Annotated in this window: 19 protein-coding genes; 9 read left to right on the top strand and 10 right to left on the bottom strand. The window is 52.6% G+C overall.

What is annotated here, in order from left to right:
- Positions 1 to 7: 7 nt before the first annotated feature.
- The 4 genes from AC1MDE_RS01095 (at position 8) to AC1MDE_RS01080 (ending at position 3,423) form a co-directional block, all read left to right on the top strand.
- Positions 8 to 931: a serine hydrolase domain-containing protein gene (locus AC1MDE_RS01095; protein WP_058962162.1), complete on the top strand. Its 924-nt coding sequence runs from the start codon at positions 8 to 10 to the stop codon at positions 929 to 931.
- Complete coding sequence (locus AC1MDE_RS01090) at positions 928 to 2,214, top strand: MmgE/PrpD family protein (protein ID WP_479400108.1); 1,287 nt, start codon at positions 928 to 930, stop codon at positions 2,212 to 2,214. The genes AC1MDE_RS01095 and AC1MDE_RS01090 overlap by 4 nt, the downstream gene beginning before the upstream one ends.
- Positions 2,215 to 2,434: 220 nt before the next feature.
- On the top strand, positions 2,435 to 2,869 hold the full coding sequence (locus AC1MDE_RS01085; protein WP_480344132.1) for a hypothetical protein: 435 nt from the start codon (positions 2,435 to 2,437) through the stop codon (positions 2,867 to 2,869).
- Between the two features lie 5 nt (positions 2,870 to 2,874).
- Positions 2,875 to 3,423, top strand: coding sequence for an RNA polymerase sigma factor (locus AC1MDE_RS01080; protein WP_480344131.1), 549 nt, complete (start codon positions 2,875 to 2,877; stop codon positions 3,421 to 3,423).
- Between the two features lie 78 nt (positions 3,424 to 3,501).
- Here the strand turns inward: AC1MDE_RS01080 and AC1MDE_RS01075 are convergent, their stop codons facing one another.
- Positions 3,502 to 4,521 (bottom strand): MBL fold metallo-hydrolase, encoded by a 1,020-nt coding sequence (locus tag AC1MDE_RS01075; RefSeq protein ID WP_479400110.1) that lies wholly within the window; start codon positions 4,519 to 4,521, stop codon positions 3,502 to 3,504.
- 156 nt (positions 4,522 to 4,677) lie between these two features.
- Between AC1MDE_RS01075 and AC1MDE_RS01070 the strand changes: the two genes are divergently transcribed.
- On the top strand, positions 4,678 to 5,010 hold the full coding sequence (locus AC1MDE_RS01070; RefSeq protein ID WP_058962166.1) for a gamma-glutamylcyclotransferase family protein: 333 nt from the start codon (positions 4,678 to 4,680) through the stop codon (positions 5,008 to 5,010).
- 170 nt (positions 5,011 to 5,180) lie between these two features.
- Positions 5,181 to 5,969 (top strand): MBL fold metallo-hydrolase, encoded by a 789-nt coding sequence (locus tag AC1MDE_RS01065; RefSeq protein WP_479400111.1) that lies wholly within the window; start codon positions 5,181 to 5,183, stop codon positions 5,967 to 5,969.
- A gap of 292 nt (positions 5,970 to 6,261) precedes the next feature.
- On the opposite strand, the gene AC1MDE_RS01060 is transcribed toward AC1MDE_RS01065, so the two are convergent.
- On the bottom strand, positions 6,262 to 6,468 hold the full coding sequence (locus AC1MDE_RS01060; protein ID WP_153012345.1) for a hypothetical protein: 207 nt from the start codon (positions 6,466 to 6,468) through the stop codon (positions 6,262 to 6,264).
- A 403-nt stretch (positions 6,469 to 6,871) separates the two neighbouring features.
- Between AC1MDE_RS01060 and AC1MDE_RS01055 the strand changes: the two genes are divergently transcribed.
- Positions 6,872 to 7,672, top strand: a complete 801-nt coding sequence (locus AC1MDE_RS01055; RefSeq protein WP_058962168.1) for a MetQ/NlpA family ABC transporter substrate-binding protein — start codon at positions 6,872 to 6,874, stop codon at positions 7,670 to 7,672.
- Between the two features lie 46 nt (positions 7,673 to 7,718).
- Here the strand turns inward: AC1MDE_RS01055 and AC1MDE_RS01050 are convergent, their stop codons facing one another.
- On the bottom strand, positions 7,719 to 8,828 hold the full coding sequence (locus AC1MDE_RS01050) for an SDR family oxidoreductase (protein ID WP_182058406.1): 1,110 nt from the start codon (positions 8,826 to 8,828) through the stop codon (positions 7,719 to 7,721).
- Positions 8,829 to 9,183: 355 nt separating this feature from the next.
- On the opposite strand from AC1MDE_RS01050, the gene kup reads away from it, so the two are divergent.
- On the top strand, positions 9,184 to 11,052 hold the full coding sequence (gene kup, locus AC1MDE_RS01045) for a low affinity potassium transporter Kup (RefSeq protein ID WP_479415161.1): 1,869 nt from the start codon (positions 9,184 to 9,186) through the stop codon (positions 11,050 to 11,052).
- A 279-nt stretch (positions 11,053 to 11,331) separates the two neighbouring features.
- On the top strand, positions 11,332 to 11,637 hold the full coding sequence (locus AC1MDE_RS01040; RefSeq protein ID WP_045815559.1) for a YdgH/BhsA/McbA family protein: 306 nt from the start codon (positions 11,332 to 11,334) through the stop codon (positions 11,635 to 11,637).
- A 27-nt stretch (positions 11,638 to 11,664) separates the two neighbouring features.
- Here AC1MDE_RS01040 and AC1MDE_RS01035 read toward each other — a convergent pair whose 3' ends face one another.
- From AC1MDE_RS01035 to AC1MDE_RS01005, 7 genes are all read right to left on the bottom strand, one after another.
- The gene (locus AC1MDE_RS01035) at positions 11,665 to 12,624 is read right to left on the bottom strand and encodes a LysR family transcriptional regulator (RefSeq protein ID WP_480344130.1); all 960 of its coding nucleotides are present in this window, start codon (positions 12,622 to 12,624) and stop codon (positions 11,665 to 11,667) included.
- A gap of 30 nt (positions 12,625 to 12,654) precedes the next feature.
- The gene (locus tag AC1MDE_RS01030) at positions 12,655 to 13,569 is read right to left on the bottom strand and encodes an alpha/beta fold hydrolase (RefSeq protein ID WP_479400120.1); all 915 of its coding nucleotides are present in this window, start codon (positions 13,567 to 13,569) and stop codon (positions 12,655 to 12,657) included.
- Positions 13,566 to 14,192, bottom strand: coding sequence for a 3-isopropylmalate dehydratase small subunit (gene leuD / locus AC1MDE_RS01025; protein WP_480344129.1), 627 nt, complete (start codon positions 14,190 to 14,192; stop codon positions 13,566 to 13,568). The genes AC1MDE_RS01030 and leuD overlap by 4 nt, the downstream gene beginning before the upstream one ends.
- 1 nt (position 14,193) lies before the next feature.
- Positions 14,194 to 15,615: a 3-isopropylmalate dehydratase large subunit gene (gene leuC, locus AC1MDE_RS01020; RefSeq protein WP_097119159.1), complete on the bottom strand. Its 1,422-nt coding sequence runs from the start codon at positions 15,613 to 15,615 to the stop codon at positions 14,194 to 14,196.
- A gap of 147 nt (positions 15,616 to 15,762) precedes the next feature.
- Positions 15,763 to 17,058, bottom strand: a complete 1,296-nt coding sequence (locus AC1MDE_RS01015; protein ID WP_479400124.1) for an NAD(P)/FAD-dependent oxidoreductase — start codon at positions 17,056 to 17,058, stop codon at positions 15,763 to 15,765.
- Between the two features lie 16 nt (positions 17,059 to 17,074).
- Complete coding sequence (locus AC1MDE_RS01010; protein ID WP_058962175.1) at positions 17,075 to 17,497, bottom strand: RidA family protein; 423 nt, start codon at positions 17,495 to 17,497, stop codon at positions 17,075 to 17,077.
- Positions 17,498 to 17,522: 25 nt separating this feature from the next.
- On the bottom strand, positions 17,523 to 18,662 hold the full coding sequence (locus AC1MDE_RS01005; protein WP_160833874.1) for an ornithine cyclodeaminase family protein: 1,140 nt from the start codon (positions 18,660 to 18,662) through the stop codon (positions 17,523 to 17,525).
- Positions 18,663 to 18,876: the final 214 nt, after the last annotated feature.

Genomic DNA, 18,876 nt, shown 5'->3' with positions numbered 1-18,876 from the left:
CTTTGCCATGTTTGAATCACTTCAGCAACAACTTGAAGGCCAGGCCACTGCCGTGCTGCTGGTGGCGCAGGGTGATGAAATCCTGTTCAGTTACGGCGATGCTGCCCAGCGTTACCCCTGCCACTCGATGCGCAAAAGCTTTCTTAGTGCGCTGATCGGCTGCGCAGTGGCAGAAGGCCGTTTTGATCTCTCCTTAACCTTGCAGACGCTGGGAATCGATGACCGTGAAGGACTGAGCGTCAGCGAGAAACAGGCCACGCTATACGATCTGTTGACCGCCCGTTCTGGCATTTATCATCCGGCGAACTATGAAACCGCCTGGATGCAGCGTATTAAACCCCCGCGCCACCTGCATGCGCCAGGCGAGAACTGGTGCTATAGCAACTGGGATTTTAATGTGCTGGGCAGTGCCTACCGTCAGCTCACGGGAGAGGAGATCAACCAGGCGTTTGCGCAGCGCATTGCCGACCCGCTGGGGATGCAGGATTATCGCGTTGATCAGGACAGTTGGCTGGAACCCGGAGAATTTTCTGATCACCCTGCCTATCCCTTTACGCTCTCAAGTCGCGACCTGCTGCGATTCGGCCAGCTCTTTCTGCAGCAGGGGCGCTGGGGCGATCGACAAATCATCCCGCAACAGTGGGTTCGCACCAGCACCTTGCCTGTTTCGCATGCGGGCGATCGCGGGGGCTACGGCAATATGTGGTGGATCACGCGCGATGGCGTGGCCTGGCCAGAGGTGATCCTGCCAGCGGGCAGTTACTCAGCGCGTGGTGCAGGAGGTCACTTCTGCCTGGTGATGCCGCAACAGAATAGGGTGATCGTACATCGTGTTGACACCCGCACACCGGGGCAAGAGGTGAATCGTTTCCAGATTGGCTCGTTGTTGCACAGGCTGCTCACCGTATTGGACAGGGAGACATCATCATGACGCTCATCGAATCTCTGGCACAGTGGTGTGCCAATCCACCGCCCTTTACTCTTCGTGCTCGTGAACTGGCGATTGACGCCATCATTGATTCCCTGGGTTGCATGGTAGCTGGCCGTAGCGACTTTTCTACCCAGGCGGTGCAGCAGGCATGGCCTCAGATACCCCGTAGCCAGGCGCTCGATGCGTTGTTCAACGCCACGGCCGCTCACGCTATCGACTTTGACGACAACTTTGCACCGGGCATGAGTCACGCATCGGCCGTGTTGGTACCGGCCCTGCTGGCCGTGGCGCAAAACAGCGACGGCGCATCGTTGATACACGCTTATTTAATTGGTCTGCAGGCACAAGCCTATATAGGCGAAGCCATCGGCTATCAGCACTACACTGCTGGCTGGCATGGTACATCCACCGTGGGTTGCATTGGCAGCGCGGCAGGTGTTGCTGCCCTGCTCGGCCAGGATGCAGCAGGGATTGCCCGTACGTTGAGCATTGCGGTAAGTCTGGCCAGTGGGGTCAAAGGCCAGTTTGGCACGCCTCTGAAACCGTTTCATGCCGGAATGGCGGCGCGCAATGCCGTTGAAGCCGCGACGCTGGCGCAAACCGGCATGCAAGGTCGTCTGGATATTCTTGAGTGCGCACAGGGTTTTGCGGAACTCTATGCCGGTCTGTTAAGCCAACCGTCGCTGCCCGGCGCTGAGCAGCATGTCATTGAACAAATCGGTGTGATGCCGAAAAAATATCCGTGCTGCGGGTCTACCCACCGCATTCTCGATGCGATTGCCGATATCCAGCAACAGCAAACATTGCAGATTGACGACATTGAAAGCGTGCACTGCCAGGTGGGGATCGCCAACTGGCGCAATCTTGCCTACCACCAGCCGCAGGATGAAATGCAAGCGCGCTTCTCAATGCAATATTGCGTTGCCATGATGCTCAGGAATGGCACGTTGAGCGTGCAGGACTTTACCGCCGCCAGCGTAAAACAACAGGCAGATGCACAACTGTTGGCGATGATTACCCTTGCGCCCTGGACAGCGGAACAGGAGGCTGAAGACAGAAACTTGCCGCATATCCTCACTTTGCGTTTCAGGAATGGTCAGGAAATTGTCCACGCCAGATTGCGGGCGCGTGGTGCGTTAGACGAACCTTTCAGCACCGACGATCGCCAGGCAAAGTTCTTAGATTGTTGTGCAGCGCTACCCCAGGCAGAATTGCTTTATCAGCGTCTGAAGGAATTAGCGCAGCAAGCTGATTTAACGTTTATACGTCAGCTTATGGTTTAACCCTGACAGTATGGGTAGCAGCCATCGTTGGATGGATCCCGTTCATCGCAGGAGAATACGCTTCGGGAGCAGCGGTGAATCGGATCGGTAGAACAACACCGAATCACCGCTAAATTTATAAGCTCGGAAAATATTTTCACTTCTTTGGCAATATTCACATCGCTCATTCGTCTACCTCAGTACGAGCCAATATCGGCTACTGTAATGAGGAATAACAACAATGAGAGATTTCGATATGCGCAGACAACACCGCCGTGACCACCATTTTGGTGGTCATCGCATGATGAAACCCTTGTTGCTCGGCGTGGTGATCATCGCGGCACTTGGGCTGCTGGTGATGTCGCTGTGGAATGCCGTGCTGCCAGCCATCATCGGCGTGAAGGCGATTGGGTTCTGGCAGGCGATCGGGCTACTGGTATTGTGCCGCATACTGTTTGGTGGCTTAGGTTTCCGCCCCGGCATGTTCGGTATGGCACGTCGTCGCATGCACGAACGCTGGATGCAGATGACTCCAGAACAGCGCGAAGAGTTTATGCAACACCGCCGTGAACGTTTGCACCGTGGACGCCGCGATCGCTGTGACTGGCATGGCCGTCGCGATGATGCGCGCTCACCCTCCGACGAGGCTCCCGCTAAATCGTCAGACGCAGAGTAAACGCCATGGCGCAGGATTCTCTGCTGATGTCCGCGTTAAACGCCTGTCGGGCAAAATTGAGCGCATTTATTCGCGGCCGCACCTCGATCCGTGAAGATGCCGACGATATCCTGCAGGAAGTGACCTACAAGCTCATGCAGGTTGAGCAACCGGTGGAAAATGTCGCGGCCTGGTTATTCCTTGCCGCACGCAATGAGATGACCGACCGGGCGCGAAAGAAGCGTGAACTGCCGCTAGCCGATATGATGAACGGCGATGAGGAGGCGGATTTTCCCGAAGATGAGCTGGCTGAAACGCTATTTGGCGTGCCGGAAACGCCGGAAGATGAGTATCTCAAAGCACTGCTATGGGAAGAACTGGAGGAAGCCTTAGCGGAACTGCCACTCGCTCAGCGCGAGGTGTTTGAAAAAACAGAGTTGTTGGGTTACAGCTACAACGAGCTGTCTGAAGAGAGCGGCATCAGCGTACAGGCGCTGTTATCACGCAAACATAAAGCGGTGCTTTCTCTGCGTACGCGATTGCGCAGTCTTTATGATGAGCTTACCGCTGAGTAATGAAAACATGGCGTTTTACTGACTGAATCGTAAAAAGAATGGCTGCTACTTACCCTAAATAGCAGCCTATATTTCCAGTTACCACCAGACCGCTTCTTCCCTTGGTTGCACAATGTTCACGGCTTGTCCGATGACCGGTAAAGACAATTTAATTTTTTGCTCACGCGCCAGCGCCGCTATTTGTATCAGGGGGTCATTCCAGTGATGGAAAGCAAGATCGAAGGCCGCGTTATGAATGGGCATTAACCATTTTCCCTTTAGATCCTGAAACGCCCGGATGGTATCCCCTGGCATCATGTGAATATCCGCCCATCGGCTGTCATAAGCCCCATTTTCAAGGCAGGCAACATCAAATGGACCGTATTTATTACCGATTTCTTTAAAGCCCGGAAAATAGCCGGAGTCACCGCCAAAAAATAAACGAAATTCATCGGTGATGATGCTCCATGAACACCACAAACGTTTATTGCCGTCAAACAAACCACGCCCGGAAAAGTGCTGCGACGGTGTGGCGACAAAATGCACCTCGCCCACCTCCGTAGATTGCCACCAATCCAGTTGGGTGATCTTCTCCTCAGCCACTCCCCACTTCGCCAGCAAATCGCCGACGCCCAGCGGAGCGAGGAAATAGCGAACACGATCTTTCAACTGCATGATCGTCTGGTAATCCAGATGATCATAATGGTCATGGGATAAAATAATGCCCTCAATAGGCGGTAAATCGCTCAGCTCGATGGGTGCAGCCTGAAAACGCTTTGGCCCGAGCCACTTAAAGGGAGACGCTCGCAGATTAAATACTGGATCAGTAAGCCAATACTTGCCTTTCAATTTGAGCAGCAGCGATGAATGCCCCAGTCGAAACACACTGTTGTCGGCTGCCATGGCGAGCGCCTCGGACGTGATGGGCTGCACAGGTAATTGCTGCTGAGGTACCGTTTCTTTTGGCTTGTTGAACGCCAAATCCCAGAACATCTTCATATATTCGCTGAATTTCAACGGCTGCCGGGGAGCAGCATTGGTGAAACGCTTGCCATCGAACTGTGCGGATTGCGGATAACCCTTGATGGCACTGCGGGAGATGCCTGAACAATTCAACATTGATCTTTTCCTGGCCGGATACGATGGCTCACAATACCGTGTTTTAGTGAACCCTATATGGCATAACGGGCGGTCTGGTCATGATATTCAACCTTCAGATGACTTTTCATTTCCTGAGCGCTAAAGTCACTCTTTTGTTTGATTTTTCGAGGGAAAATGAAACCTTTATTTGTATACGGCACCTTGCAACCAGGTCATTCAAATGCGCATATTCTGGACAGTATCGGTGGAGAGTGGCTGCCCGGAACGGTCAACGGCATCTTCTATGAACGCGGTTGGGGCGCGGCAGCGGATTTTCCCGGCATTGTGCTGGACAACAATGCGGGCCTTGTCAAAGGCTCACTCTTCTTCTCAGAGCATCTGACCGCGCACTGGCCAATGCTGGATGAGTTCGAGGAGGGCTATGATCGTGTTGATGTTGAAGTCACCACCCTCGAAGGAGAGAAAATCACAGCGTGGATTTATCAGTTACAGCCGCCACAGGCCTAATCTGCCCTGCTCTTTTCCAGCCAAAGCAAGCGCAACACCCACGATACCTTGCGAAATGAGAATACATCTGGCTACTGTGGCACAGGTATTCTCTGCGGTATGGGTTGCAGCACGCTCGCACTTAATAAGCCAGGCTAAAATGAATGCAAACCGCATCAAGGAGCATTCAGATGAGCAAACTCTGCACCGCCTGCAGTACTTCTTATGAAGATGATCCAGGCATCTCAAATTGCAAAATTTGCGAAGACGATCGGCAGTTTGTGCCTGTCAAAGGGCAGCAATGGTTGGCATTCTCGGCTCTGCGTGCCACACATCAAAATAAATGGCAGCAGCATCTAAAGGGATTATTCAGCCTGCAAACTGTCCCGAGTTTCGCCATCAACCAACGTGCTTTTTTACTGCAAAGCGCGCAGGGGAATATTCTCTGGGACTGCATTGCGAATCTGGATGACGCCACGGAATCATTGATACACGCACTCGGCGGTATTGATGCCATTGCCATTTCTCATCCCCATTACTACAGCACCATGCAAGACTGGGCTGCGGCATTTGATGCGCCCATCTATTTGCATGAGGATGATCGGGAATGGATTATGCGCCAGAGCTCGCATATTCATCTCTGGCAAGGTGACGAATTGGATTTACTGCCCGATGTCACGTTATTACGCCTGGGTGGGCATTTTAAAGGAGGCTGTGTACTGCACTGGTCGCAACATGATGGCGTGCTGTTGAGTGGTGATGTTGTGCAAGTGACACCCGGTGCAAATTCCGTGTCATTTATGTGGAGCTATCCCAACATGTTGCCGCTTTCAGCAGCTACGGTGAATAAGCTGATTCACCGACTGGATAAGGTCACCTTCTCGCAGATTTATGGCGCTTTTGCCGGTCGGGAAATGACACAGCAGGCACAATCCATTGTCAGACAGGCAGCTGAACGTTATATCCGCTGCCTGCAATAATTAACCTGCCAGCCCGGTATTCACCCGTTTACCTGGTTCTTACAGATGGGAATAACGGGCCATCATCAATAGTTTTGATTGCATCAAGACCCGTAAATTGAACACGCAACGGGGCTTAGCCCGTAGACAAACTTAAGGACTCGTTTCACTGAGGCTGGGGGGCGTGTGCGTTTCGCACAAAAAGATCTATAGGAATTAATGGTGGTGCAGGAAGCTGAAGCGCGGGAACAGGCAATCAGCGATCTGCATGCCTTTATTAAACTCGCGCTTTGAATAATAGAAATTTTTCGATTCATGACGTGGTCACTGAACTGTCCGATTTGGCGACAAAATAGTTATCGTGTTTTTCAATCGTGACGCCGCGTTCACGCCAGTATGCTGCCATATTGAAAAACGCATCACTGGTTAAATTGAAGCCAATAATAACTGAAGGGTGTTTACCGCTACTCAGAAACGAGTTTAACTGCTCCATATCCAACGCTTTAACAGACTCCATCATCTTCTCCCGATCTATAACAAGATAATCTGCTTCAACAGATTATCTTGTAAGTCTCTTGATGCACAATGCAGTTATATTAATATTACAATCTGCAAAAAATCCGATGAAGGATTGCGGTCACCCGCTTTAAAACCCGCAGATTCTCTGATTAATGAGATCGATCTCAGCTCTGAAGAGTGCAATTTACCCTTAAAGCGAAACGTAAAAACTGCGGGTTTTCTTGATGATTGCTTGCTGGATATATCAACAACGCACAACGTCACTCACCGATATTAATTATTATTTGCTATACATCGGTGCTTTTTAGACCGGACGAAATTTCGACGAACGAATCAATCACGGATGTACAGACGTCCAGACGTATATTATAGTCCGTCTCCTACGTTACCCAGGGACTCGTACTATGAACAAATTACTCGTTACCACCCTTCTCGCCGCTGCGGTTTCACTGCTGAGCGCCTGCGACAACAACAAAGACAATGCCATCAAAGTCGCCATTAACACCGGTCCTGACGAAGCGCTCTGGCAGACCGTTAAACAGGTCGCTCATGATAAATATCATCTGGATGTCGATGTGGTGGCATTTAACGATTATGTACAACCGAACGAAGCCCTGTTCAATAAAGATGTCGATGCCAACGCCTTCCAGAGCCTGCCTTATCTGAAGATGCAGTCGAAAGAGCGTGGCTATAAGTTCGACGTGGTCACCAACACGTTTGTGTTCCCTATTGCCGGCTATTCCCGCAAGATCAAAGCGCTCGATGCACTGCCAGATGGCGCGACCATCACCATCTCTAACGAAGCGACCACTCTCGGTCGCAGCCTGCTGCTGTTACAAGCTCAGGGACTGATCAAGGTGAAACCTGAAGCCGGCCTGCTGCCTACCACGCTGGATATCACGGATAATCCGAAGAAGCTTAAAATCGTTGAAGTGGATACCCCGCAACTGGCCCGCACTCTCGACGATCCGCAGGTGTATATCTCCATCATCAATAACAACTTTGCCGCGCTGGTTAACCTCTCCGCGTCGAAGGATGGCATGTTTATGGAAGGCAAAGCGTCGCCGTATGTGAATGCGATTGTGGCGCGCGAAGATAACAAAGACAGCGCGAATGTGCAGAAGCTGAAAGAGGCTTTCCAGTCGCAGGAAGTGCTGGATAAAGCTAACGAGATTTACAAAGGCGACATTATCAAGGGTTGGTAATAGCCGCTTAATAAGCCGCGCAACAGGCGTGTTGCTCGGCTTTTTATTATTTAAAATCCACTGCCATCAATTCAGCGATGGTTGAATCCTGTGTCGAGGTCACGCAGCGGTGCAGGTAATCAGTAAATTTCGAAGAGGGCGGCATGCCTAACTCCAGCAACTTCTCATTGCAGAACACCACGTTGAGTTTGGAGAAATGGCCGTAAAGATTCATGGCGCGCAACACAATCCGCTCATTGCACGGCCCAAATAACGACGCGAAGTTTTTCTTACTTTCGGCCAGTTCGCGATAATTCACTTTCTGATAACTCTCGCCCACGGGCACATTGCCTGAGGCTTTCGCCATCGCTTTATCAATCTCCGCGAAGGTGACACTGCTGTTGAGGCCCGCCGAAATGTGAATAATGCTTTTATCGACGTTTTCAGCGGTCAACAACAGCTCCAGCGCATCTGCACAATAATCCACAGGCACCACATCAATACGATCGTCCAGCTCACACATAAACTTACCCAATGTCAGTGCCATGCGGAACACCCAGAAAATACTCGGCGATGGCGTGCAGCCATGATCGGAATGGCCCACAACAATAGAGGGACGCGCAATAACCAGCGGCAGTTCGGGCAACATCTCGCTCATCATTTTTTCCACCGTGGCTTTACTCCAGGTGTACTCAACTATGTGCTGATCGCGCAGCGTATTCAGTTTGCTCTCGGTCACCAGAGTGTTAGCTTCCGGCGCACAAGACATTGCCGTTCCGACATGAATAAAGCGCTTAAGTCCGCTGACCTGATTCATACGACTCGCGAAGGTGAAAGTTCCTTCAACGTTAACTTTCCAGATGTAAGGATTCGCCCCAAACGAAGCCACAGCCGCACAGTTGAGCACATGTGTAACGCTATCCAGACGCGGGTCGGCAGTAAACCGCTCTGGTTCCGCGAGATCGCCAATAAGAATATTATCTGTGGTCAGTGTATCCAACAGATTTTGTGCCACGCCAAATTTAGCCAGATTGGATTGCAACCGACTCAGTCCTTCGGCGGGTGAATCACCGCGCACCAGCAGTAACAGTCGATTATTCTCGCTTTTCTTCAATAAGTTAACCGTTACTGCTCCGCCTAAAAATCCGGTTGCGCCAGTAATTAAAATCGTATTCATAGTATTCAGTTATCAGTTGGTTTCTGGACGAAAACGGTCCATTGAGCGTGGCTTCGAATGTATGCCAGCGAAGATAAATGGCGAATAAATGCAATCTGCACAAGGTGAGGGAAAAAGCGGTCCAGTTAGCTTTCGTTTATCTCTGATAACCCTCCGTCATTTTATTTCTCACCGTTCGTCTATTCTGAGATTAAAAAACCGCCGCGATATAAAAATGTCGTAAAAATTTCGCCGCCAGGCGTAAAAATGCAGGTCACAAAACCACCACCCGCTATTAACCATTCGGGTAAACAGGTATGTTCGCCGTCATAGACACAGCCATCGCCGTTCCACGCTGATAAGAAACAGGAAATATATGAGTCAGACCGAGAAACAGTCTCTGCCTGCTGGCATGTTGGCCGCCGCAGGGATCGTGTTTGGGGATATCGGTACCAGCCCGCTTTACACCCTGAAAGAGTGCCTGTCGATCTTACCGGATGGATCAATCTCAACCACTGCCGTGATGGGTTTTCTGTCACTGATTTTCTGGGCGTTAACCCTGATCGTTACCCTGAAATATGTCTGCTTTGTCATGCGTGCCGACCATGATGGTGAAGGCGGTATTTTAACGCTGATGTCACTGGCGCGTCGTAACGTCGGTCCGAAGATTGGTCACATCATCATTCTGGCCGGTTTGACGGGTGGCGCCTTCTTTTACGGTGATGGCATCATCACGCCGGCGATTTCGGTGCTCTCCGCCATTGAAGGGATTGAGGTGGTTTCTCCGCATCTCGACAAATACGTGGTCCCACTGGCGGTACTCATACTCACGCTGTTGTTCTTCATCCAGAAACACGGTACGGAAAAAGTCAGTAAGGTGTTTGGGCCGGTGATGTTTATCTGGTTTGTTTCGATTGGCTTACTGGGCATTCGTGGTATCGCACTCAATCCCACAGTATTGCAGGCGCTTAACCCCAGCTATGCCCTGACCTTCTTAATGACGCACGAGGCTCTCGCCTTTGCCGCGATGGGCATGGTGGTGCTGGCCGTCACCGGTGCTGAAGCGCTGTATGCGGATATGGGACATCTCGGCAAAGCGCCGATCCGCCTGGCGTGGCTAGTAATTGCCATGCCTGCCCTGGTGCTCAATTACTTTGGCCAGGGTGCACTGGTGATTGCGGATGCGAAGACGATCAATAACCCGTTCTTCAACCTCGCGCCGGGCTGGGGACAGATACCCTTGATTGTGCTGTCAACGCTCGCCACGGTGATCGCAGCCCAGTCGGTGATTACCGGCGTTTACACCCTGACGCATCAAGCGATTCGTCAGGGGTTTCTGCCACCCATGCGTATTGTGTTCACCTCGCATACTGAATCTGGCCAAATCTACATTCCCGTGGTGAACTGGCTGCTGTTTGTTGCGGTAACGGTGATTGTGCTGGCGTTCCGTCAGTCCTCGGCCCTCTCCTCCGCTTACGGTATCGTGGTGACCGGCACTATGGTGATCACCGCCTGTCTGGCCGGCGTGGTGGCGCTGCGTAACTGGAAATGGCCACTGCCGCTGGCGGTGATTTTCCTGCTATGTATGCTGAGCATTGACATGCCGCTGTTTGCGGCGAACCTGATGAAACTGCTGTCAGGCGGTTGGGTTCCGGTACTGATGGCGCTGACCATGATGGGGTTGATGCTGATCTGGAGCACCGAGCGTAATCGGTTAATCAAAAAATTGAACAACGATCCGGAAAGCCTGCAGGCGCTGGTGAAATCACTGGAAACCAATCCGCCCAGTCGTGTACCGGGTACTGCCATCTTCCTGGCGCGTAAAGAGTTTGAGATTCCACAGGCGCTGCTGCATAACCTCAAGCATAACCGGGTGCTGCATAAGCGCGTGGTGTTGCTGAACATCCGCACGACAGATACGCCACGCGTGCACAATCAGAAGCGCATCACCATCACCCAACTTTCGCCGTCCTTTTGGCAGGTAACCGCGGCATACGGCTGGCGAGAAGTCCCTTCAATGGCGGAGGTTTTACACCTGTGCGGACTGGAAGGTTTTGGCTGCACGCTGAATGAAGCGTCTTTCTTTACCTCACACGACACCCTGGTGATGAAAAAACGCCGCGGACTGGCAAGAATAAAAGGCGGCATCTTTCACTTCTGCCAACGCAATGCGCTGCGTGCGCATGAGCAATTTAATATTCCACCCAATCGCGTTATCGAACTGGGTGGACAACGCGAGTTTTAACAAAATGGGGCGTGCATGACGCCCCAATCAACTTATTGCCCTGCCACAAATGTAACCAGATGAAAGAATATTCCCGAAAGTTTAACGGAGTTGTGCCTGAACTTTTCTTAACAACTAATTAGCAATTAAAGCTAAAACGCATAACCTCAAAAGGTGTTTATTAAGCCTACCGGCACTCATTACCTGCCGTGCGCAACTGTCGGAATGTATAAAATCACCATCAACAATAAAATGCATAGCTTCGAAATCGGCTCAGCAGTTATTTTGAGGAGTAAGACCATGAAAGAACTTATTAATGACGTTATCTCTATTTTCACACCGCAAAATGTTAAACCCGTTTTAGTCCGTGCGGATTTGACCCATCGTGAATTATCATCGATTCATCCTGTGGGCTTTACTTCCGTGAGCTGGGCCACTTCGATGGAAGAACTGACTGATGCGATTGTGAAAAAAACGCTCGCTGCAGGGGCCGTGGGTTATCACATCACTGATGTTGAATCCCATGAGCCGGGCCACGATGGTCAACATGTAATGGCGGCTACCGCAACCCTGTACCATATCAATAGCAAAGTGGCGTACGGCTGATGTTAACCACCCCCTTCGCTGTTGCATTTAAGCCTGCCACTCTTGTGACAGGCTTTTATCTGCAAAGTATTCGGCGAGAAAATCAATAAACACTTTCATGCGCGGCGATTCCGATGTCCGTTGCGTATACACCGCCCAGATATTCGCCTGCTGATACCACTGCGGTAAAACATGGACCAATTCGCCAGTGCTGAGATAAGGCGTTACATCCCATGCCGAGCGGAGCGCAATCCCGTGTGACTTCAACGCCCAGTTTAAAATGACCTTGCCACTGTTTGAAGAATAATGGCTATTCAGCCGGCACAATACCTGTTGCTCACCGTCAGTCAGCGCCCAATTGCCGAATGAATTGTTCTTTTCATTGATGATAAGGCAGCTGTGGTCAATTAATTCATCCAGCGAATTGACCGCCCCAGCGCGCGCTAAATATTCAGGGGATGCGCAAAGAATACGCCGATTAACGGCCAGTTTACGCGCGATGTAAGAGTGATTCAGATTATCGCCAACCTGTATATCCACATCGGTGCCGGATTGCATCAAATCAATCTCACGATCGCTTAAAATGAGTTTGATATTTAAAGATGGATGCTGAGAAATAAAGGCTGAAATGGCATCAGATAAATACGCCTGACCAAATCCCAGCGAACAGCCAACGGTCAACTCACCGGTTAATTCGCCGCGCCACTGCTGAAAATTATTCAGAAACGCATCCATTTCCTGTACCACTTGCAGCGCCCCCTCCAGCGCTTTCTCACCTTCTGGCGTCAGGCGCATCACCCGATTGGTGCGGAAGAAAAGCCGGGTGTCGAGCTGTTTCTCAAGAATGGCGATACGTTTGCTGATATACGATGGAGACTGGCCCAGCTCCACGGCAGCGCGACCAAAACCACCATGACGCGCCACGCTGATAAACACATAGAGGTCTTCGACAGAGGGCCAGCCCTGTAGCGGTTTCTGAACGTTTTTCCCGGCAAGCAAGAGCTTCATACTATTACGCAGTTAGCCAACATCGAGCGGTTATAACACAGAATCGAGAAAGCCCTGAAGCTGTGCTAAAAATACCGCCGGGACTTCTTCCTGTGGGGAATGCCCACAAGGCAGTGCCTTGCCCTGCACATTAATGGCCTTCTCCTGCCAGGTTTCAACCACATCGTATAGCTGACCGACCGTGCCCTTTTCCCCCCACAGCAATTGAAGCGGACAAACGATGCGTTTGTTGCTGTCCTCTGCATCGTGCTCTAAATCCACCGTGGCGGCCGCGCGATAATCTTCGCAGACGGCGTGGATCATCTCGGGTTGCTGATAGCAGCGCAAATAATCATTGAATACCGCTTCTGAAGTCGCCCCCGCTGTCTTGAGTTGACCATCAATATGTTTTCGCAGGAAGAAAGCCGGATCGTGTCCGATCATTGTCTCCGGCAGTGGATAAGGCTGGATCAGAAAGAACCACCAAAAATAGCGCGTAGCAAACGCCTTATCGGTCTGCGCATACATGGTGGCAGTCGGGGCGATATCGACGAAAGTGCCGCAAGCCACTTTCTCCGGATGGTCGAGCGCCAGGCGATGACCCACCCGCGCACCGCGATCATGCCCGACAAACGCCACACGCGAAAGACCCAGTGCGTCAATCAACTGGCTGATATCTTCAGCCATGGCGCGTTTTGAATAGGCCAGATGGCGTTCGTCGCTGGCGGGTTTGTCGCTGTCGCCGTAGCCGCGCAGATCAGGCAGGATCACCTGGTATTTTTGCGCCAGCTGCGGAGCGATTTTACGCCACGCCAGATGATTTTGTGGATGCCCGTGCAGCATCAGCAACGGCGGTCCTTCGCCCCCGATTGCCACGCGTAGTGTGATACCGTTGCTCAGCGTGACCGCTTTCAAGGCAAATCCGTCGATAAACGGCGATGCGCCGCAATCCTTGATATCACTCATGCTGTTGGTCCTTTAACCCGCTGCAGCCAGGGGCGCTGAGCAAAGTGCCGATGTTCAAACTGCGTAATGTCAGTCTCGTATTGGAGCGTCCAGTCTACCGCGCTGCCGCCACCCATTAACATCTCACGTTTGAGCGCGCTGACCTCAAAATGCAACACCTGCTGATTGAAGGTGAGGGTCTTATCTTCCAGAGAAACCGTAATTTGGTTGTGTTCTGCATTAGCGGTAGCAGCGCTGAGCTGCTGATACGCCTCCTCACTTAGCGTTAGCGTCAATACGCCGTTGCGCTGGCAGTTATCGTCAAAGATGCCGGCAAAACTGGTGCCGATGATGGCGCGAATGCCCAGCTGATTGAGTCCCCACACCGCATGTTCGCGACTGGAACCACAGCCAAAGTTGGGTCCTACCAGCAAGAATGCCGCGTTCTTTCCGGCAGGCTGGTTGAGGATAAACGCGGGATTCGCACTGCCGTCGGGCAAAAATCGCAGGTCAAAGAACACGCCCCGATCCAAACCCTGGCGATCGATGCCTTTCAGAAACTGCTTTGGCATGATCACATCCGTATCAATGTTGGCCGCCGGTAAATGGGCAATGCGTCCGGTGATGCTGTGAAAAGCGTCCATATTAAACCTCTACTGTCGTGAAGTTGCGTACATCGACCAGATGACCGGCCACCGCAGCGGCGGCGACCATCGCCGGGCTCATTAAATGGGTTCGTGCTCCTGCACCCTGGCGGCCCGCAAAATTGCGGTTGGTTCCTGAAGCACAGCGATCGCCGGGTTCCAGGACATCTTCATTCATTGCCAGGCACATTGAGCACCCCGACTGCCGCCACTCAAAACCTGCATTGATAAAAATGTCGGCTAAGCCTTCAGCCTCTGCTTGCTGACGCACCTGTGTGGAGCCTGGCACGATGATCCCGCGCACGTGTCGGGCGATTTTGCGCTCGCCAATCACCGCTGCTGCAGCGCGCAAATCTTCGATTCTGCCGTTGGTACAGGAGCCAATAAACGCATGGGTGATGGCGATGTCAGACAGGCGCATGCCAGGTTCCAGCCCCATATATTTCAGTGCGGCTTGTATTGCCTGCTGTTTAATCAAATCGGGTTCGTATTGCGGATCAGGTACACAGCCGCCAATAGCACAGGTCTGATCCGGGCTGATGCCCCAGGTCACTTTAGGTTCAAGGTCGCTGCAATCCAGCTCAATCGCACGGTCGAATTTGGCCCCGTCATCACTGCGCAAAGTCATCCATTCGGCCTTTGCCTGCTCCCACAATGCACCCGTTGGCATTTGCGGTTTGCCCTGGATGTAGGCGAATACCTTCTCATCTGGCGCAATAATCGCTCCGCGTGCACCGGCCTCGACAGCCATATTGCACAGCGTCATGCGCCCTTCCATACTCAGCGCGTCAATCGCCGGGCCGTCAAACTCGATGGCATAACCGGTTGCCCCTGAGGCGCCAATATCTTCAATCAACGCCAGAATGATGTCTTTAGCCGAACAGCCATAAGGCAGCTCACCCGTTACCGTGACGCGCATGGTTTTCAGCGTGCGATAAATCAGAGTTTGCGTAGCGAGAAGATGTTCAATTTCTGACGTTCCGATGCCGAAACCCAACGCACCAAATGCGCCATAGGTGGTGGTGTGGCTGTCACCGGCGGCAATCACCATACCGGGCATGACCAGCCCCTGCTCATGCGCAACCACATGCTCGATGCCCTGGCGCGGGTCCATGACATCAAACAGTTCGATGCCAAAATGGGCGGCATTTTGACGGAAGTAATCCACCTGCAGCTGCCCGCCGGCATCGGTCATCGCATCGTCACGCTCAGGACGCGTGGGATTCACGTGATCGACATTGAGCAAGATAGTCGCCGGACGACGTACCGGGCGATGATGTTCACGCAGCCCGCTAAAGGCCTGCGGGCTGGTGTATTCGTTGAGTATTGATCGATCAATATAGAGCAACACATGCCCTTCATCGTCTAACTGACGTACCACATGCTGATCGATCAGTTTTTCATACAGTGTTTTGTTAGCCATGCGATTGCCTACATAAAAGTATCAACAAGTCATTAGAGACTCTAGGGTAATACAGTTGTGGTTAAGACTATGAACACAGTACGTGAAGTGATGGTTTATGAAGTGTGTTTAATGGGCGACCTCACAGCCGCCGATAGAAGTATGATGCTACTGCAAGCGTTCGAAGCGATAAGGTGCGGGATCGATAAGCGGCGTATGCCCGGTCACCAAATCTGCGGCTAACTGCCCGGCTGCGGGTGATGTCCCGAAACCATGCCCTGAAAAGCCCGTCGCCAAAGTTAGCCCAGGTATCGATGCCACTGGGCCAATCACCGGGTTCGAATCCGGGGTAACATCTATCACGCCAGCCCATGACTCCGCCATCTCCGCCTGCTGGAACACCGGCCACGCCGCGCGCAGGTTGCGCATCGCTTCCTGGTTCAGTGCTGGATTGGCAAGAGGGTCCAGCGTGCGGACCTGCTCAAAAGGTGAACGCCGATCGTTGCGCCAGCGACGTGCCAGTGCAAGATCCTTCACAAAGTATTTGCCCAGCGAAATCCGCAGGTTGTCACGCGCCTGCCGTAGCTGAGGCATATAACGTGTGCCGATCAATAGATGATCAAGCGTTATTGGCGCATCCAGCGCACCGCGTTGAGTGATGATAAAGCCACCGTCCTGGTGTTTTCGGAATGAGAAGTCAGGAGCGCCCACCGCTATATTGGCCGGTCCTTCCAGCGGTTTGGTACGCATCACCGAACAAATCAGCGGCAGCGTCGGCAGATTAATACCGTGATTGCCAAGGAAACGACGCGACCAGGCACCTGCCGCCAGCAACACCTGGTCACAACGAATCTCACCGCGTTCGGTCATCACACCACTGACCTTGCCGTTGCTGGTGACCAGGCCACGCACCGCACAGTGATCCATGATAATCGCCCCCCTGGCGATGGCGGCATTCGCCATCGCGCTGGCCGCCAGCGTGGGTTCGGCTCGCCCGTCGGAAGCAGTGTAAATCCCGCCTGCCCATTTCTCCGCACCGCCTGGCACTTGTGCTGCAATTTGTGCGTGGCTGAGCAAGCGCGTATCCAGGCCAGCGGCACTAACCCCGCTTAACCATTTTTCATGCAGTGACATCTGCTGCTCGTTGCGTGCCACAAACATAATGCCAGCCTGACGATATCCCACGTCACTGCCAACCCGCGCGGCCATCCCCGCCCACAAGCGGTCAGCGGCCTGCGCCAGCGGGATATCCTCCAGCGCACGGCTGGTTTTACGGATCCAGCCGAGATTGCGGGAAGACTGTTCGCCCGCAATCCGCCCCTTTTCCAACACCACGACGGGAATATTGCGCTCCGCCAGCGTCAGTGCGGCGGTCAACCCTACAATCCCGCCGCCAATAACGACCACCGTGGTGGCATCCGGCAACGTTGGCGAAGGCGTAACCGGAGAAATAACAGGTGCCATAGCGCGTCTCCCACCCTTACAGGGCTACGGTAATTTCCTGAACCTGAGCGTTACCGGCCCCGCGATAGGCCGTAACTTCCAGTTCAACTTTATAAACGGTCGATCCCAGCGGCGGGCAAGTCACTGTCGAGGCGGGATTAATTCCGCGGAACTTCTCACCAATGATCGCCATCACTGCAGGTACATCCGCCGGATCCTGAATAAACACGCGCGAGCACACCACATCCTGTAATGAGGCATCGATGGCTGCCAGTGCGGCTTCGATATTGGCAAACACCTGCAAAGTCTGCTCGCGCAGGTCTTCGGGAATTTCTTTGGTTTGTGGGTTGCGACCGGCAGTGTTGGAGACATAAATCCAGTTATCCACGGCCACGATGCGCGAATAACTCGCCTGCTCTTCAAATTTCGAACCGGTTTTTACTTTAATGATATTGGTCATGATGTTTTCTCTATTAATGAATGATTTAGCTTAAAACCGGTGATTCCCACAGGTTGAGTTTGACGCCAATGCCTTTTTCCAGTGCGTTGCGATACAACACCGTGCCCCAGGCCACATCTTCCACCGGCATACCACCGACAGACATGATGATGATTTCGCTATCGTTTTGGCGGCCAGGCGCCTCGCCGGCGACAATTTTGCCAATATCTTCCAGCTGCTCCGCCTGCAGCTGCCCTTCAGCGACCATATCCATAAAGCGCACACCGATAATCGGCACGCAGCGATGCGCAGGCTTGGGAACTTCATCAAACCAGGCATGATAGAGTCCGGTGTTATCCAGCACCTTACGCACATCCGACTGCTCCATTCCTTCATCGATATTGCACAGCGCAGGCATGGCGAGGAACGCGCCAGCTTTCACCCATTCACGTTTCACCAGCGGATAAGTGGCGGGATCACCGACTTCACCTGAGCTGCAATAAGTGACAATGTCACTATCGCGCACTACCGCTTCCAGTGAGTCGACAATTTCTATCTGCTTAATTTGTGGATAGGTCTCCTGCACCCAGGTAATGAAGTTATCGAGGCTGCGCTGGCCGCGTCCTTTGACTTTGATGGTGTCGATGTGTGGGCAAACAGCAATAAATGCCGCAACAGCGGTTTTTCCCATCACGCCCGGTCCGAGCAAACCGATCACGCGAGAATCCTTTCGCGCCAGATGACGTGCGCCGACGCCCGGCACCGCCCCGGTGCGATACGCCGACAGCAGATTGGCTGACATATGCGCCAGCGGCGCGCCGGTATCCGCATCATTGAGGGTGAACATCAGAATCGAGCGCGGCAGCCCTTTCTCACGGTTGGCGATGTTGGAGCCATACCACTTGACCCCAGCCGTGCCGAAATTGCCGCCAAGGTAGGCAGGCATCGCCATCATGCGGCGATCGGCAGTGGGTTTTGGCATCGTCGGGAACGGCGAATTTTCCGGGAAGGTCACCATCGCGCCGTGTGAATCATTGTTGGATCCGGCCATGCGATAGTCGCCGTGATACAACAGGCCAAACATCTCTTCCATGGTATCGACACAGGCGGCCATATCGGTCACGCCCGCACGAATCATGTCTTGCTCCGACAGGTAAATAAAATCAATCCGGGTTGAATCACTCATAAGTCGCCTCATCAATCAGTCTTTTGGTCTATTTCCCGCCGTGGCGAGCGCTGCCATAACTAGCGATTTCACTGGCTAAAACCGTCTTAGGTGTCGATGGTCTTCGCTGGGTGAAATAGAAATAGCGCGTCAGTTGTCGAGCTGTATTGAATATTTGCGACATGACGAAATTCGTGCGTGGCACAGCCCTTGCATCACACAGACAGTAAATAGC

Source organism: Pantoea folii, assembly GCF_056678875.1.
Note: the sequence above shows the minus strand (reverse complement) of the source record. Positions and strands in the feature narration are given on the sequence as shown.